We start from the raw sequence: 15,641 nt of genomic DNA, 5'->3' as shown, positions 1-15,641 counted from the left end.
AAGAAATGTCCGACATCCTCGAGAAGATCGTCGCCGTCAAGCGGGAAGAGGTGGCCGCGGCGCTCAAGAAGCGCTCGCCCGAGGCTATGCGCTTCGATGCCGAGAGCCGGGTGCTCACGCGCGACTTTGCCGGCGCGCTGCGCGCCAGGATTGCAGGCGGCCAGGCGGCAGTCATCGCCGAGGTCAAGAAGGCCAGTCCGAGCAAGGGCGTGTTGCGCGCCGACTTCGTCCCGGCCGACATCGCGCAGAGCTATGCCGAAGGCGACGGCAAAATCAGCGCGGCCTGCCTCTCGGTGTTGACCGATCGCCAGTTCTTCCAGGGCGGCGTCGACTACCTCAAGCAGGCTCGCGCCTCCTGCGAGCTGCCGGTGCTGCGCAAGGACTTCATCGTCGATGCCTATCAGGTCTATGAGTCGCGGGCGATCGGCGCCGATGCGATCCTGCTGATCGCAGCCATCCTGGACGACGCGCAGATGCGTGAGTTCGAGGTCATTGCGACAGGACTGGGCATGGCTGTGCTGGTGGAGGTGCACGATGCGGCCGAGCTGGAGCGGGCGCTGAAGCTGCGCACGCCACTCATCGGCATCAACAATCGCAACCTGAGGACCTTCGAGGTCTCGGTGCAGACCACTCTTGATCTGCTGCCGGCGGTTCCGGCAGATCGCCTGCTCGTGACCGAGTCCGGCATTACGTTGCGCGAGGATGTGGCGACGCTGCGTGCCGCCGGCGTCCACGCCTTCCTCGTGGGGGAAGCCTTCATGCGTGCCGACGAGCCGGGCGAGGCGCTGGCCGACCTCTTCCGATGAGCGCGCCGTCCACCCAACTGGCCAGCAGCGATCCGGCCGATTGGCCCGTGGCCCAGGGATGGCAACCCCTGGTCGACGAGTTCTTCGGCTCGCCGATGGGGCTCAAGCTGATCGGCTTCCTGCATGAGCGGCTGAAGGCTGGGGCCGCCATCTTTCCGCCGCGGCCGCTGCGAGCGCTCGAGCTCACCCCGCCGGAGGCAGTGCGTGTCGTGATCCTGGGCCAGGACCCGTACCACGGGCGCGGCCAGGCCGAGGGACTGGCCTTCTCCGTGGCGCCTGGCGTGGCCCTCCCGCCGTCGCTGCGCAACATCTTCAAGGAGCTGGAGCGCGATCTAGGCACCCCGGCGCCACGCTTCCCCGATCCGGGCGGCAGTTTGGTCAAATGGGCCACCAACGGCGTGCTGTTGCTCAATACCTGTCTGACGGTGGAGGAGGGGCAGCCGGCCAGCCATTCGGGCCGGGGCTGGGAGGTCCTGACCGATGCCGTGATTCGCCGCGTTGCCGATGACGAGCGCCCGGTGGTGTTCATGCTGTGGGGCTCGCATGCACAAAGCAAGCGCGCGCTGATCGATTCTCACCGCCACAAGGTGCTGACTTCGAACCATCCCTCGCCGCTTTCGGCGCTGCGCCCACCGGTCCCCTTCATCGGGTGCGGCCATTTTGGCGAGGCGCGGGCGTGGCGGCAGTCCCAGGGTCTTTAATTGATCCGGGTGATATTCAGGAGGGCAATGCGCGCCCCGCTGAAGGGCTTTTCACGACGGCTGGAAGGCCGTGGCCCGGGCCACGGTCACGCCCTGTCATCGACCTGCCCTGTCAACCGTGCTATATTTCGAGGTTCGCCGGAGAGGTGGCCGAGTGGTTAATGGCAGCAGACTGTAAATCTGCCCTCTTACGAGTACGCTGGTTCGAATCCAGCCCTCTCCACCAGCGAAGAACGGATTTTGCAGAGCGTTTGAATGACGGGTGCGGTGCAAAGCTGGAAGGCAAAGCGCAGAACCCGGACCGTGCTACGGCGCGGCCCTGGCTCCAGGGGCTGCACCGCGATGCGGGAGTAGTTCAATGGTAGAACCCTAGCCTTCCAAGCTAATGACGCGGGTTCGATTCCCGTCTCCCGCTCCAGCAATCTCCGATCGACGCAAGGCGCAGGTTTTTAGAAATTTCGCCCATTTGGCTCAGTGGTAGAGCACTCCCTTGGTAAGGGAGAGGTCGCGGGTCCGATTCCCGCAATGGGCACCAGTCTTGGGGTTGTAGCCGGCGGTTGCAACCCCATGTCAGTGTGTTGATCTAGTTATTTTTCGGAGTCGAGAAAATGGCAAAAGGAAAATTCACCCGCACGAAGCCGCACGTGAACGTGGGCACGATCGGTCACGTGGACCACGGCAAGACGACCTTGACGGCGGCGATTGCCACGGTGCTGTCGGCCAAGTTCGGCGGTGAGGCCAAGGCCTACGACCAGATCGACGCGGCGCCCGAAGAAAAGGCGCGCGGCATCACCATCAACACCGCCCACGTCGAGTACGAGACGGCCAACCGCCACTACGCGCACGTTGACTGCCCCGGCCACGCCGACTACGTCAAGAACATGATTACCGGTGCCGCCCAGATGGACGGTGCCATCCTGGTGTGCTCGGCCGCTGACGGCCCGATGCCCCAGACCCGCGAGCACATCCTGCTGGCGCGCCAGGTGGGTGTGGGCTACATCATTGTTTACCTCAACAAGTGCGACATGGTCGACGACAAGGAGCTGCTGGAGCTCGTCGAGATGGAAGTGCGCGAGTTGCTGGACAAGTACGAGTTCCCGGGCGACGACACCCCGATCATCCACGGCTCGGCCAAGCTGGCCCTGGAAGGCGACAAGGGCGAACTCGGCGAAGGCTCCATCATGAAGCTGGCCGAGGCCCTGGACAGCTACATCCCCACCCCTGAGCGTGCGGTGGACGGCACCTTCCTCATGCCGGTGGAAGACGTTTTCTCCATCTCTGGTCGCGGTACGGTGGTGACTGGGGCGGTCGAGCGCGGCGTCATCAAGGTTGGCGAGGAAATCGAGATCGTGGGCATTCGCCCGACCCAGAAGACGACCTGCACGGGCGTGGAGATGTTCCGCAAGCTGCTGGACCAGGGCCAGGCTGGCGACAACGTGGGTGTGCTGCTGCGCGGCACCAAGCGCGAAGAAGTCGAGCGCGGGCAGGTGCTGTGCAAGCCGGGGTCCATCAAGCCCCACACGCACTTCACTGCCGAGGTGTACGTGCTGAGCAAGGACGAGGGCGGGCGTCATACGCCGTTTTTCAACAACTACCGCCCGCAGTTCTACTTCCGCACCACCGACGTGACGGGTGCGATCGAGCTGCCCCAGGACAAGGAAATGGTCATGCCCGGTGACAACGTGTCCATCACGGTGAAGCTGATCAACCCCATCGCCATGGAAGAAGGCCTGCGCTTCGCCATTCGCGAGGGTGGCCGCACCGTGGGCTCGGGCGTGGTGGCGAAGATCCTGGACGTCTAAAGCGATTTCGCGGAGGGGTATAGCTCAATTGGCAGAGCGTCGGTCTCCAAAACCGAAGGTTGTAGGTTCGATTCCTACTGCCCCTGCCACTGGAAGGTGGCGTTGAAAAGCCCAGCAAGACATCGGCGGGCTGAAGAAACCCAAAGAGCCCGTCATGACCTGACGGGCTTCGGCGTCTGAAATGACGCCATGAATTGAAGAGGCCGCAAGGCTGCAGGAACAAAGCCCAAGATGGCTACTTCTCAAATCGAAACCGTAAGCACCGGCGCAGACAAGGCCAAGTTGGCCGTGGCTGTCGTGCTCGCGGTCGGCGCCATCGTGGCGTTCTACCTGCTGTCGCGCCAGGGCGCGCTCGTGCAGTGGGCCGTCCTGCTGGTGGGCCTTGCGGCCGCCGTGGGTGCGTTCGCGAGCTCGGAGAATGGTCGCCAGCTGTGGGCCTTCGGTCGCGATTCGTGGCGCGAGGTCAAGAAGGTCGTATGGCCGACCCGCAAGGAAACGATTCAGATGACGGCTTATGTGTTCGCCTTCGTCGTGGTGATGTCCGTCTTCCTTTGGCTGACGGACAAGACGCTCGAATGGGTGTTTTTCGACCTCATCCTGGGCTGGAGAAAATGATGACTGACGACGCTGTCGATACAACGCCGGAACATGTGCCTGTGCTGGCGCCGCCGGCCAACCCCGATCTGCGCTGGTATGTGGTGCACGCGTACTCGGGCATGGAAAAGGCCGTGGAACGCAACATCACCGAGCGCATCAACCGCGCCGGCATGCAGGACAAGTTCGGCCGCATCCTGGTGCCGACTGAGGAAGTTGTCGAGATCAAGAACGGCCAGAAGCGCACCACGGAGCGACGCTTCTTCCCGGGCTACGTGCTGGTCGAAATGATCATGGACGACGAGAGCTGGCACCTGGTGAAGCACACCAACAAGGTGACTGGTTTCGTCGGAGGCGCGAAGAATCGGCCTGCTCCCATTTCGCAGAAGGAGGTCGAGGACATCGTCTCCCAGATGCAGCAGGGCACCGAGAAGCCGCGCCACAAGGTGGAGTTCATCGTTGGCGAATTCGTGCGCGTCAAGGAAGGCCCGTTCACCGACTTCAACGGCACGGTCGAGGAAGTCAACTACGAAAAGAGCAAGGTGCGCGTGTCCGTCATGATCTTCGGCCGCGCCACGCCTGTTGAACTGGAATTCTCGCAAGTCGAGAAAACCTGAAGCAGTTTCCGGCTGCGCGTTGTCCGACTCGGCGCGCGGCTTTGATCGAAGAGTCGTCAATCCCGGGGAGCTGCGGTCGAGAAGACCAAGGCGCTAGGACCCGCAAGGAGTAAAGCATGGCGAAGAAAATCGTCGGCTTCATCAAGCTGCAAGTGCCAGCTGGTAAAGCCAATCCGTCGCCGCCCATCGGCCCCGCACTGGGCCAGCGCGGTTTGAACATCATGGAATTCTGCAAGGCGTTCAACGCCCAGACCCAGGGCGTCGAGCCTGGCCTGCCGCTGCCGGTGGTCATCACCGCGTTCGCCGACAAGAGCTTCACCTTCATCATCAAGACGCCGCCGGCGATCACGCTGATCAAGAAGGCCATCAAGCTCGAGAAGGGTTCTGCACGCCCGCACACCGACAAGGTCGGCAAGATCACGCGCGCGCAGCTCGAAGAGATTGCCAAGACCAAGATGAAGGACCTGACCGCCGCCGACCTGGACGCCGCGGTCCGCACCATCGCCGGCTCGGCCCGTTCGATGGGCGTGAATGTGGAGGGCGTGTAAATGGCCAAGATCACCAAAAAGCAGAAGGCACTCGCAGGCAAGGTCGACAGCAACAAGCTGTACCCGCTCGTCGACGCGATCGGCATCGTCAAGGAAGCCGCTACTGCGAAGTTCGATGAGTCGATCGACGTGGCCGTACAGCTCGGCATCGACGCCAAGAAGTCCGATCAGGTGGTGCGTGGCGCGGTCGTGATGCCCAACGGGACCGGCAAGACCAAGCGCGTGGCCGTGTTCGCGCAGGGCGCCAAGGCCGAAGAAGCCAAGGCCGCCGGCGCCGATATCGTCGGCATGGACGACCTGGCTGCCCAGGTCAAGGCCGGCGACATGCCTTTCGACGTGGTGATCGCCGCGCCGGATGCCATGCGCGTGGTCGGTGCGCTGGGCCAGATCCTCGGCCCGCGCGGCCTGATGCCGAATCCCAAGGTCGGCACCGTGACGCCGGACGTCGCGACCGCCGTCAAGAACGCCAAGGCCGGGCAGGTGCAGTTCCGTGTCGACAAGGCCGGGATCATCCACGGCACGATCGGCCGCCGGTCCTTCGATGCGGACAAACTGCAGGGCAACCTGGCCGCGCTGATCGAAGCGCTGGTCAAGGCCAAGCCGGCCTCGAGCAAGGGCATCTACCTGCGCAAAGTGGCTGTGTCGTCGACGATGGGTGTGGGTGTCCGCGTGGACACGCAGACCATCTCGGCCCAGGGCTGAGGTGCATGAAAGCGGGCCCTGCTTCGGCAGGGTTCGATGAGATCGGCCCCGTTGCCTGTCAAAAGGCGGTGGGGCGATGTGGTGGGTCGAGGCGGCGTCCAAGCGCTGTCCCGGGCCATCCAAGACCGTTGGCGTGCAGGAGGGCCTGCACTTAATCGCCTCGACCTTCGCGAGGCAGCCAGCGCAGATGGCGATCCCGCTGCAAGGAATTTGTTTCCGAAACAGTTGGTCGCTGCATGAAGCGCGTCCCGAGGTTCCGGCCGAAGGACGCATTGAAAAGGAGTAGACCTTGAGTCTGAATCGCAGTGAGAAAGAAGCGGTCATCAGTGATGTGACCAGCCTCGCCGCAAAAGCTCAAACGCTCGTGATGGCGGAATACCGTGGCATCACGGTCGCTGACATGACTCGTCTGCGCAACGATGCGCGCAGCAAGGGTGTGACCCTGAGTGTTCTCAAGAACACCCTGGCACGCCGTGCTGTCGCTGGTAGCGCATTCGAAGTTGTCGGTGACCAGATGACCGGCCCGCTGATCTATGGCTTCTCCGAGGATGCCGTGGCCGCCGCGAAGGTGGTGGCCGATTTCGCGAAGACCAACGACAAGCTGGTCATTCGCGGCGGCGCCTTCGGTGGCAAGGCCCTGGATGTCGAAGGCGTGAAGCAGCTGGCCAACATCCCTTCCAAGGAAGTGTTGCTGGCGCAACTGCTGGGCTTGATGCAGTCCCCGATCTCGCGCACGGCACGTGTCCTGGCCGCGCTCGCCGAGAAGCGTGGTGGCGGCGAAACCCCGGCCGAGGCTCCGGCCGCAGAAGAAGCCGCCGCATAAGCGTGCGACCTTCATCCAACATATTTAGGAAACCCAAATGGCATTCGATAAAGACGCATTTCTGACCGCGCTGGACAGCATGACGGTCCTGGAACTCAACGACCTGGTGAAAGCCATCGAAGAGAAATTCGGCGTGAGCGCCGCAGCCATGGCTGCCCCGGCTGCCGGCGGTGGCGGCGCCGCTGCCGCTGCTGTCGAGGAAAAGACCGAGTTCAACGTCATGCTGATGGAAGCCGGCGCGAACAAGGTCGCCGCGATCAAGGCCGTGCGCGAAATCACCGGCCTTGGCCTGAAGGAAGCCAAGGACCTGGTGGAAGCCGCCCCCAAGGCCGTGAAGGAAGGCGTGGCCAAGGCAGACGCCGAAGCGATGAAGAAGAAGCTGGAAGACGCCGGCGCCAAGGCGGAACTGAAGTAATTCGGTTCCCACGCAGGGCTGGAGTGCGCCGAAAGGCCCTCCAGCCTTTGCCGCTTTCAGAGCGCACCCAAAAGCCAGCTAAGCCAGGGCGGTTTTTGAGTGTCTTCTGACCCCGACTGCAGAAGACCCCTTGGTTCGGGTGATGTGCAACGCATCACTGTCCGCCAACGGCTGGTAGTGGCCAGCCGCCAAGCAGTGGCGCGAAAGCGCTGCTGACAAGTCGCTGAAGATCTCAAGCTCCGGAGCTCTCATGGCCCAAACGTCCACGTACAGTTATACCGAACGCAAGCGCATCCGAAAGAATTTCGGTAACCGCGACAGCGTCGTCGAAATTCCCTACCTGCTGCAGATGCAGAAAGACGCGTACACCGCGTTCCTGCAAGCGGGCATCCCTCCTCAGAAGCGCACCGTTGAAGGCCTGCAGGCGGCGTTCGACGCTGCTTTCCCGATCGTCTCGCACAACGGTTTCGTGGAAATGAAGTTCCTCGAGTACAACCTCGCGAAGCCGGCCTTCGATGTTCGCGAGTGCCAGACCCGCGGCTTGACCTTTGCCTCGGCCGTGCGCGCCAAGGTGCAGCTGATCATCTATGACCGCGAGTCATCCACTTCACAGTCGAAGGTGGTCAAGGAAGTAAAGGAGCAGGAGGTCTACATGGGCGAAGTGCCCCTCATGACCGAAAAGGGTTCCTTCATCATCAATGGCACCGAGCGTGTGATCGTCTCGCAGCTGCACCGCTCGCCGGGCGTGTTCTTCGAGCATGACAAGGGCAAGACGCACAGCTCGGGCAAGCTCCTGTTCTCGGCCCGCGTCATCCCCTACCGCGGCTCCTGGCTGGACTTCGAGTTCGACCCGAAGGACATGCTGTACTTCCGCGTCGACCGTCGCCGAAAGATGCCGGTCACGATCCTGCTGAAGGCCATCGGCCTGAACCCGGAATCGATCCTCGCGAACTTCTTCGTCAACGACAACTTCCGCCTGATGGACAGCGGTGCGCAGATGGAGTTCGTCTCCGAACGCCTGCGTGGCGAGGTCGCGCGCTTCGACATCACCGACAAGTCGGGCAAGGTGGTGGTCGCCAAGGACAAGCGCGTGACCGCGCGCCACACGCGAGAGCTCGAGCAGACGGGCACCACGCACATCAGCGTGCCGGAAGACTTCCTGGTGGGCCGCGTGCTGGCACGCAACATCGTCGACGCCGACTCCGGCGAGATCCTGGCCAAGGCCAATGACGAGCTGACCGAAGCACTGCTGAAGAAGCTCCGCGCCGCCGGTGTGCAGGAGCTGCAGGCCATCTACACCAACGAGCTCGATCAGGGCGCGTACATCTCGCAGACCCTTCGCATCGACGAGACGGTGGACGAGTTTGCCGCCCGCGTAGCCATCTACCGCATGATGCGCCCCGGCGAGCCTCCGACGGAAGACGCGGTGCAGGCGCTGTTCCAGCGGCTGTTCTACAACCCCGACACCTACGACCTGTCGCGTGTCGGCCGCATGAAGTTCAACGCCAAGGTCGGCCGCGACGAGTCGACCGGCCCGATGGTGCTGACCAACGAGGACATCCTCGCCGTGGTCAAGATCCTGGTGGACCTGCGCAACGGCCGCGGCGAAGTGGACGACATCGATCACCTCGGCAACCGCCGGGTGCGCTGCGTCGGCGAACTGGCCGAGAACCAGTACCGCACCGGCCTTGCCCGCATCGAGAAGGCCGTCAAGGAGCGCCTGGGCCAAGCCGAGCAAGAGCCGCTGATGCCGCACGACCTGATCAACAGCAAGCCGATTTCGGCCGCGCTGAAGGAGTTCTTCGGCGCCTCGCAGTTGTCGCAGTTCATGGATCAGACCAACCCTCTGTCCGAGATCACGCACAAGCGTCGCGTCTCGGCCCTCGGCCCGGGCGGTTTGACGCGCGAGCGCGCCGGCTTCGAAGTGCGCGACGTGCACGTCACGCACTACGGCCGCGTGTGCCCGATCGAGACGCCTGAAGGCCCGAACATCGGCCTGATCAATTCGCTGGCCCTGTACGCCCGCCTGAACGAATACGGCTTCATCGAGACGCCGTACCGCCGCGTGGTGGACGGCAAGGTGACGAACGAGATCGACTACCTCTCGGCCATCGAGGAAGGCAAGTACGTGATCGCGCAGGCCAACGCCGCGCTCGACAAGGACGGCCGCCTGACGGGTGACCTGGTGTCGGCGCGCGAGACGGGTGAATCGATCCTGGTCTCTGCCGAGCGCGTGCAGTACATGGACGTGTCTCCGGCGCAGATCGTTTCGGTGGCCGCGTCGCTGGTGCCCTTCCTGGAGCACGATGACGCGAACCGCGCACTCATGGGCGCCAACATGCAGCGCCAGGCGGTGCCGGTGCTGCGTCCCGAGAAGGCCTTCGTCGGCACTGGCATCGAACGCGTCTCCGCGGTCGACTCAGGCACGGTCGTCACGGCGAGCCGCGGCGGGGTGGTCGACTACGTCGACGCCACCCGCATCGTGGTGCGCGTGAACGACGCCGAAGCGGCGGCCGGCGAGGTGGGCGTGGACATTTACAACCTGATCAAGTATCAGCGTTCGAACCAGAACACGAACATCCACCAGCGTCCGATCGTCAAGCGCGGCGACAAGATTGCCAAGGGCGACGTGATCGCCGATGGCGCATCGACCGACCTGGGCGAGCTGGCGCTGGGCCAGAACATGCTGGTCGCGTTCATGCCCTGGAACGGCTACAACTTCGAGGACTCGATCCTGATCAGCGAGCGCGTGGTTGCCGAGGACCGCTACACCTCCATCCATATCGAGGAATTGGTGGTGATGGCGCGCGACACCAAGCTGGGCGCGGAAGAAATCACCCGCGACATCCCGAATCTGGCTGAGCAGCAGCTCAATCGCCTGGACGAATCCGGGATCATCTACGTCGGCGCCGAAGTGCAGCCCGGCGACACGCTGGTCGGCAAGGTCACGCCCAAGGGCGAGACCACGCTGACGCCTGAAGAGAAGCTGTTGCGCGCGATCTTCGGCGAGAAGGCTTCGGACGTGAAGGACACCTCGCTGCGCGTGGACCAGGGCTCGCAGGGCACCGTGATCGATGTGCAGGTGTTCACCCGCGAAGGCATTCAGCGCGACAAGCGTGCCCAGCAGATCATCGATGACGAGCTCAAACGCTTCCGACTCGACCTCAACGACCAGCTGCGCATCGTCGAGGCCGACGCATTCGACCGGATCGAGAAGCTGCTGGTCGGCAAGGGTGCCAATGGCGGTCCGAACAAGCTCGCCAAGGGCAGCAAGCTCGACAAGGCGTACCTCTCATCGATCGAGAAGTTCCACTGGTTCGACATCCGCCCGGCAGACGACGAGGTCGCTTCGCAGCTCGAGTCGATCAAGAACTCGCTGGAGCAGACACGCCACAGCTTCGATCTCGCCTTTGAAGAAAAGCGCAAGAAGCTCACGCAGGGTGACGAGCTGCCCGCCGGCGTGCTGAAGATGGTCAAGGTCTACCTGGCCGTCAAGCGCCGCCTCCAACCTGGCGACAAGATGGCTGGCCGCCACGGCAACAAGGGTGTGGTCTCCAAGATCGTTCCGGTCGAGGATATGCCGCACATGGCGGACGGCACGCCTTGCGACATCTGCCTGAACCCGCTGGGCGTGCCTTCGCGGATGAACGTCGGGCAGGTGCTCGAAGTGCATCTGGGCTGGGCCGGCAAGGGCGTGGGACAGCGCATTGGTGACCTGCTGCAGGAAGAAGCCAAGGTGGCTGAGCTGCGCCAGTTCATGGACAAGCTCTACAACGGCTCGGGCCGCAAGGAAGACCTCGCCAAGCTGAGCGACGCCGACATCCTCGAGATGGCAGGGAACCTATCGACCGGCGTGCCTTTCGCAACGCCGGTGTTCGACGGCGCTTCGGAAGAGGAAATCCGCGGCATGCTGCACCTCGCCTACCCGGACGAGATCGCCAAGGCCAAGGGCCTGACCGCCTCGCGGACTCAGGCCTACCTGTATGACGGACGCACGGGCGACCAGTTCGAGCGTCCCGTCACGGTCGGCTACATGCACGTGCTGAAGCTGCACCACCTGGTGGACGACAAGATGCATGCTCGCTCGACCGGCCCATACAGCCTGGTCACGCAGCAGCCTCTGGGCGGCAAGGCGCAATTCGGCGGCCAGCGTTTCGGGGAAATGGAAGTGTGGGCGCTCGAAGCTTACGGCGCTGCCTATGTCCTGCAAGAAATGTTGACCGTGAAGTCCGACGACGTGCAAGGCCGTACCAAGGTCTACGAGAGCATCGTCAAGGGCGAACACTCGATCGAGGCCGGCATGCCGGAATCGTTCAATGTGCTGGTCAAGGAAATCCGTTCGCTGGGGCTCGATATCGAGCTCGAGCGTTCGTAATCAGAAGGGAAAGAGTCAATGAAATCGCTACTCGACCTGTTCAAGCAATTCACACCGGATGAGCATTTCGATGCCATCCGCATCGGCATGGCTTCGCCGGAGAAGATCCGTTCGTGGTCCTTCGGCGAGGTGAAGAAGCCCGAGACCATCAACTATCGGACCTTCAAGCCCGAGCGTGACGGACTTTTCTGCGCCAAGATCTTCGGGCCGATCAAGGACTATGAATGCCTGTGCGGCAAGTACAAGCGTCTCAAGCATCGCGGCGTGATCTGCGAGAAGTGCGGCGTTGAGGTTACGCAGACCAAGGTGCGCCGCGAGCGCATGGGCCACATCGACCTGGCCGCGCCTTGCGCACATATCTGGTTCCTGAAGTCGCTGCCCTCGCGCCTGGGCCTCGTGCTCGACATGACGCTGCGCGACATCGAGCGCGTGCTGTACTTCGAAGCCTACGTGATCACCGACCCCGGCATGACGCCGCTGAAGAAGTTCGGCATCATGTCCGAGGACGACTACGATGCGAAGCGCAAGGAATACGGCGACGAGTTCATCGCCAAGATGGGCGCCGAAGGCATCAAGGATCTGCTGATGGGCATCGAGCTCGACAGCGAGATCGAGAAGCTGCGCGGCGACCTGACCGGCTCCGAAGTCAAGGTCAAGAAGAATTCCAAGCGCCTCAAGGTGCTGGAAGCCTTCCGCAAGTCGGGCATCAAGCCCGAGTGGATGGTGCTAGACGTGCTGCCGGTGCTGCCGCCGGACCTGCGCCCGCTGGTGCCACTGGACGGCGGCCGCTTTGCGACCTCCGACCTGAACGACCTGTACCGTCGCGTCATCAACCGCAATTCGCGCCTGCGCCGCCTGCTCGAGCTGAAGGCGCCTGAGATCATCGCGCGCAATGAGAAGCGGATGCTGCAGGAGGCTGTCGACAGCCTGCTGGACAACGGCCGCCGCGGCAAGGCCATGACGGGCGCCAACAAGCGCGCGCTCAAGTCGCTTGCCGACATGATCAAGGGCAAGAGCGGCCGCTTCCGCCAGAACCTGCTGGGCAAGCGCGTCGACTACTCGGGCCGTTCGGTCATCGTCGTGGGTCCGACGCTCAAGCTGCACCAGTGCGGCCTGCCGAAGCTGATGGCGCTCGAGCTGTTCAAGCCTTTCATCTTCTCGCGCCTGGAAGCCATGGGCATCGCGACCACCATCAAGGCTGCGAAGAAGGAAGTCGAATCCGGCACGCCGGTGGTGTGGGACATCCTGGAAGAGGTGATCAAGGAGCACCCGGTGATGCTGAACCGCGCACCGACGCTGCACCGCCTCGGCATCCAGGCCTTCGAGCCGATCCTGATCGAGGGCAAGGCGATCCAGCTGCATCCGCTCGTTTGCGCGGCCTTCAACGCCGACTTCGACGGCGACCAGATGGCCGTCCACGTGCCACTGTCGGTGGAAGCGCAAATGGAAGCTCGCACACTGATGCTGGCCTCCAACAATGTGCTGTTCCCGGCGAGCGGCGAGCCCTCCATCGTGCCTTCGCAGGACGTGGTGCTGGGCTTGTACTACACGACGCGCGAGCGCATCAATGGCAAGGGCGAAGGCCTGGTCTTCTCCGATATCGGTGAAGTCCAGCGCGCGCTCGACGCCGACGTGGTGGAGCTCACCGCCAAGGTCAGCGTGCGCATTACCGAGTACACGAAGGACAAGGACTCGGGCGAATTCACGCCCAAGACCGAGCTCGTCGATACCACCGTTGGGCGCGCACTGCTGTCCGAGATCCTGCCCAAGGGCCTGCCGTTCTCGAACATCAACAAGGCGCTGAAGAAGAAGGAAATCTCCAAGCTCATCAATATCTCCTTCCGCAAGTGCGGCCTGAAGGAGACCGTGGTCTTCGCCGACAAGCTGCTGCAGAACGGCTTCCGCCTGGCGACCAAGGCCGGCATCTCGATCGCCATCGACGATATGCTGGTGCCGTCCGAAAAGCACGGCATCATCGACCGTTCCGGCAAGGAAGTGAAAGAGATCGAGCAGCAGTACGTCTCGGGCCTGGTCACCGCCGGCGAGCGCTACAACAAGGTGGTGGACATCTGGGGCAAGGCTGGCGACGAGGTCTCCAAGGTCATGATGGCCAAGCTCTCGAAGGAGAAGGTCACCGACCGCCACGGCAAGGAAGTGGAGCAGGAGTCCTTCAACTCCATCTACATGATGGCCGACTCGGGCGCACGCGGTTCCGCCGCGCAGATCCGCCAGGTGGCCGGCATGCGGGGCCTGATGGCCAAGCCGGACGGCTCGATCATCGAGACGCCGATCACCGCGAACTTCCGCGAAGGCCTGAACGTGCTGGAGTACTTCATCTCCACCCACGGCGCCCGAAAGGGTCTGGCGGACACCGCGCTGAAGACGGCGAACTCCGGCTACCTGACGCGCCGGCTGGTCGACGTGACACAGGACCTGGTGGTGATCGAACAGGACTGCGGCACGATGGACGGCACGGTGATGCGCGCCATCGTCGAAGGCGGTGAAGTGATCGAGTCGCTGCGCGATCGAATCCTTGGCCGCACCGCGGCCGAAGACGTGCTGCACCCGGAGACGCGCGCCGTGCTGGCCAATGCTGGCGACATGCTGGACGAGGACATGATCGAGACGCTGGAAGTGGAGGGCGTGGACGAGGTCAAGGTGCGTACGGCCCTCACCTGCTCCACCCGTTTCGGCCTGTGCGCCAAGTGCTATGGCCGCGACCTCGGCCGTGGCGGCCTGGTCAACAACGGCGAAGCGGTCGGCGTGATCGCGGCGCAATCGATCGGCGAGCCCGGCACGCAGCTGACGATGCGGACCTTCCACATCGGCGGCGCGGCTTCGCGTGCGGCCGTGGCTTCGAGTGTCGAGGCCAAGTCCAACGGCGTGATCGGCTTCAACGCCACGATGCGCTACGTGACCAACAGCAAGAACGAGCTGGTCGTGATCGCGCGATCGGGCGAGATCGTCATCCATGACGAGCACGGCCGCGAGCGCGAGCGTCACAAGGTGCCTTACGGCGCGACGCTGGCTGTCAAGGCCGACCAGCAGGTCAAGGCTGGCAACGTGCTGGCCAACTGGGACCCGCTGACGCGCCCGATCATCACGGAGTTCGCCGGCAAGACCAAGTTCGAGAACGTCGAGGAAGGTCTCACGGTCGCGAAGCAGGTGGACGAGGTCACGGGCCTGTCCACCCTGGTGGTCATCGATCCGAAGCGCCGCGGCGCGGCCAAGGTCGTGCGTCCGCAGGTGAAGCTGATCGACGTCGCCGGCAACGAGGTGAAGATCCCGGGCACCGACCACTCGGTGACCATCGGCTTCCCCGTCGGTGCGCTCGTGCAGGTGCGAGACGGCCAGGACGTCGGCCCCGGCGAAGTGCTGGCGCGCATTCCGGTCGAAGGCCAGAAGACTCGCGACATCACCGGCGGTCTGCCACGCGTGGCCGAGCTCTTCGAAGCGCGTTCGCCCAAGGACAAGGGCATGCTCGCCGAGATGACCGGCACCGTATCCTTCGGCAAGGAGACCAAGGGCAAGGTGCGGCTGCAGATCACCGATCCGGACGGCAAGGTCTGGGAAGAGCTGGTGCCCAAGGAGAAGAACATCCTGGTGCATGAAGGCCAGGTGGTGAACAAAGGCGAGTCGATCGTCGACGGCCCGGCCGATCCGCAGGACATCCTGCGCCTGCTGGGCTCCGAGGAACTGGCGCGCTACATCGTCGACGAGGTGCAGGACGTGTACCGCCTCCAGGGCGTGAAGATCAACGACAAGCACATCGAGGTGATCGTTCGCCAGATGCTGCGCCGCGTCGTGGTCGAGAACCCGGGCGACACCAACTACATCGCCGGCGAACAGGTCGAGCGCAGCGAGATCCTCAACACCAACGACGCCCTGCGCGCCGAAGACAAGCTGCCCGCGACCTACACCAACCTCCTGCTCGGTATCACGAAGGCTTCGCTCTCGACCGACAGCTTCATCAGTGCCGCTTCGTTCCAGGAAACGACGCGCGTGCTGACCGAAGCAGCGATCATGGGCAAGCGCGACGAGCTGCGCGGGCTGAAGGAGAACGTCATCGTCGGCCGCCTGATCCCCGCAGGCACCGGCATGGCCTACCACCAGGCACGCAAGGTCAAGGACGCGATGGACGAGGCCGAGCGTCGCGCGATTGCCGACGCCGAAGCCGCCGAGCTCTCCGGCAGCATGGCCACGACAGCCGATGACCCGAGTACGGTCGACACCAGCGAAGGCGCTTCGGCCGAATAAC

11 protein-coding genes and 4 tRNA genes are annotated in these 15,641 nt (G+C 63.5%); all 15 read left to right on the top strand.

What is annotated here, in order from left to right; all coding sequences use genetic code 11:
- The first annotated feature begins 5 nt into the window (after positions 1–5).
- The 15 genes from trpC (at position 6) to rpoC (ending at position 15,640) form a co-directional block, all read left to right on the top strand.
- Entirely contained in the window at positions 6–806 is an 801-nt protein-coding gene (gene trpC / locus E5CHR_RS27620; RefSeq protein ID WP_162582980.1) for an indole-3-glycerol phosphate synthase TrpC, read from the top strand.
- Complete coding sequence (locus E5CHR_RS27615) at positions 803–1,507, top strand: uracil-DNA glycosylase (protein ID WP_162582979.1); 705 nt, start codon at positions 803–805, stop codon at positions 1,505–1,507. The genes trpC and E5CHR_RS27615 overlap by 4 nt, the downstream gene beginning before the upstream one ends.
- Before the next feature lie 140 nt (positions 1,508–1,647).
- Positions 1,648–1,733: transfer RNA gene (locus E5CHR_RS27610), tRNA-Tyr, on the top strand.
- A gap of 118 nt (positions 1,734–1,851) precedes the next feature.
- A tRNA-Gly gene (locus E5CHR_RS27605) sits at positions 1,852–1,925 on the top strand.
- Between the two features lie 42 nt (positions 1,926–1,967).
- A tRNA-Thr gene (locus E5CHR_RS27600) sits at positions 1,968–2,042 on the top strand.
- Positions 2,043–2,115: 73 nt separating this feature from the next.
- Positions 2,116–3,309, top strand: a complete 1,194-nt coding sequence (gene tuf, locus E5CHR_RS27595) for an elongation factor Tu (RefSeq protein WP_162582978.1) — start codon at positions 2,116–2,118, stop codon at positions 3,307–3,309.
- A 13-nt stretch (positions 3,310–3,322) separates the two neighbouring features.
- Positions 3,323–3,398: transfer RNA gene (locus tag E5CHR_RS27590), tRNA-Trp, on the top strand.
- A gap of 142 nt (positions 3,399–3,540) precedes the next feature.
- Positions 3,541–3,924: a preprotein translocase subunit SecE gene (gene secE, locus E5CHR_RS27585; protein WP_162582977.1), complete on the top strand. Its 384-nt coding sequence runs from the start codon at positions 3,541–3,543 to the stop codon at positions 3,922–3,924.
- The gene (gene nusG / locus E5CHR_RS27580) at positions 3,924–4,520 is read left to right on the top strand and encodes a transcription termination/antitermination protein NusG (RefSeq protein WP_162582976.1); all 597 of its coding nucleotides are present in this window, start codon (positions 3,924–3,926) and stop codon (positions 4,518–4,520) included. The genes secE and nusG overlap by 1 nt, the downstream gene beginning before the upstream one ends.
- 116 nt (positions 4,521–4,636) lie before the next feature.
- On the top strand, positions 4,637–5,068 hold the full coding sequence (gene rplK, locus E5CHR_RS27575) for a 50S ribosomal protein L11 (RefSeq protein ID WP_028252759.1): 432 nt from the start codon (positions 4,637–4,639) through the stop codon (positions 5,066–5,068).
- Positions 5,069–5,770, top strand: coding sequence for a 50S ribosomal protein L1 (gene rplA / locus E5CHR_RS27570; protein WP_162582975.1), 702 nt, complete (start codon positions 5,069–5,071; stop codon positions 5,768–5,770). It abuts the gene before it with no gap.
- A gap of 289 nt (positions 5,771–6,059) precedes the next feature.
- Positions 6,060–6,593 (top strand): 50S ribosomal protein L10, encoded by a 534-nt coding sequence (rplJ, locus tag E5CHR_RS27565; protein WP_162582974.1) that lies wholly within the window; start codon positions 6,060–6,062, stop codon positions 6,591–6,593.
- A gap of 37 nt (positions 6,594–6,630) precedes the next feature.
- Positions 6,631–7,008 (top strand): 50S ribosomal protein L7/L12, encoded by a 378-nt coding sequence (gene rplL / locus E5CHR_RS27560; protein ID WP_068684340.1) that lies wholly within the window; start codon positions 6,631–6,633, stop codon positions 7,006–7,008.
- A gap of 250 nt (positions 7,009–7,258) precedes the next feature.
- Positions 7,259–11,383: a DNA-directed RNA polymerase subunit beta gene (gene rpoB, locus E5CHR_RS27555; protein ID WP_162582973.1), complete on the top strand. Its 4,125-nt coding sequence runs from the start codon at positions 7,259–7,261 to the stop codon at positions 11,381–11,383.
- A gap of 18 nt (positions 11,384–11,401) precedes the next feature.
- Positions 11,402–15,640 (top strand): DNA-directed RNA polymerase subunit beta', encoded by a 4,239-nt coding sequence (rpoC, locus tag E5CHR_RS27550; protein WP_162582972.1) that lies wholly within the window; start codon positions 11,402–11,404, stop codon positions 15,638–15,640.
- Position 15,641 lies beyond the last annotated feature (1 nt).

The sequence above is a fragment of the Variovorax sp. PBS-H4 genome (genome assembly GCF_901827205.1).
GTDB lineage: Bacteria > Pseudomonadota > Gammaproteobacteria > Burkholderiales > Burkholderiaceae_C > Variovorax.
Note: the sequence above shows the minus strand (reverse complement) of the source record. Positions and strands in the feature narration are given on the sequence as shown.

What these genes read in the sequence shown, in the direction of transcription:
- rplL (WP_068684340.1), top strand. Translation starts at nt 6,631, where the DNA reads ATGGCATTCGATAAAGACGCATTTCTGACCGCGCTGGACAGCATGACG.
- rplA (WP_162582975.1), top strand. Translation starts at nt 5,069, where the DNA reads ATGGCCAAGATCACCAAAAAGCAGAAGGCACTCGCAGGCAAGGTCGAC.
- rplK (WP_028252759.1), top strand. Translation starts at nt 4,637, where the DNA reads ATGGCGAAGAAAATCGTCGGCTTCATCAAGCTGCAAGTGCCAGCTGGT.
- rpoC (WP_162582972.1), top strand. Translation starts at nt 11,402, where the DNA reads ATGAAATCGCTACTCGACCTGTTCAAGCAATTCACACCGGATGAGCAT.
- secE (WP_162582977.1), top strand. Translation starts at nt 3,541, where the DNA reads ATGGCTACTTCTCAAATCGAAACCGTAAGCACCGGCGCAGACAAGGCC.
- nusG (WP_162582976.1), top strand. Translation starts at nt 3,924, where the DNA reads ATGACTGACGACGCTGTCGATACAACGCCGGAACATGTGCCTGTGCTG.
- trpC (WP_162582980.1), top strand. Translation starts at nt 6, where the DNA reads ATGTCCGACATCCTCGAGAAGATCGTCGCCGTCAAGCGGGAAGAGGTG.
- rpoB (WP_162582973.1), top strand. Translation starts at nt 7,259, where the DNA reads ATGGCCCAAACGTCCACGTACAGTTATACCGAACGCAAGCGCATCCGA.
- tuf (WP_162582978.1), top strand. Translation starts at nt 2,116, where the DNA reads ATGGCAAAAGGAAAATTCACCCGCACGAAGCCGCACGTGAACGTGGGC.
- E5CHR_RS27615 (WP_162582979.1), top strand. Translation starts at nt 803, where the DNA reads ATGAGCGCGCCGTCCACCCAACTGGCCAGCAGCGATCCGGCCGATTGG.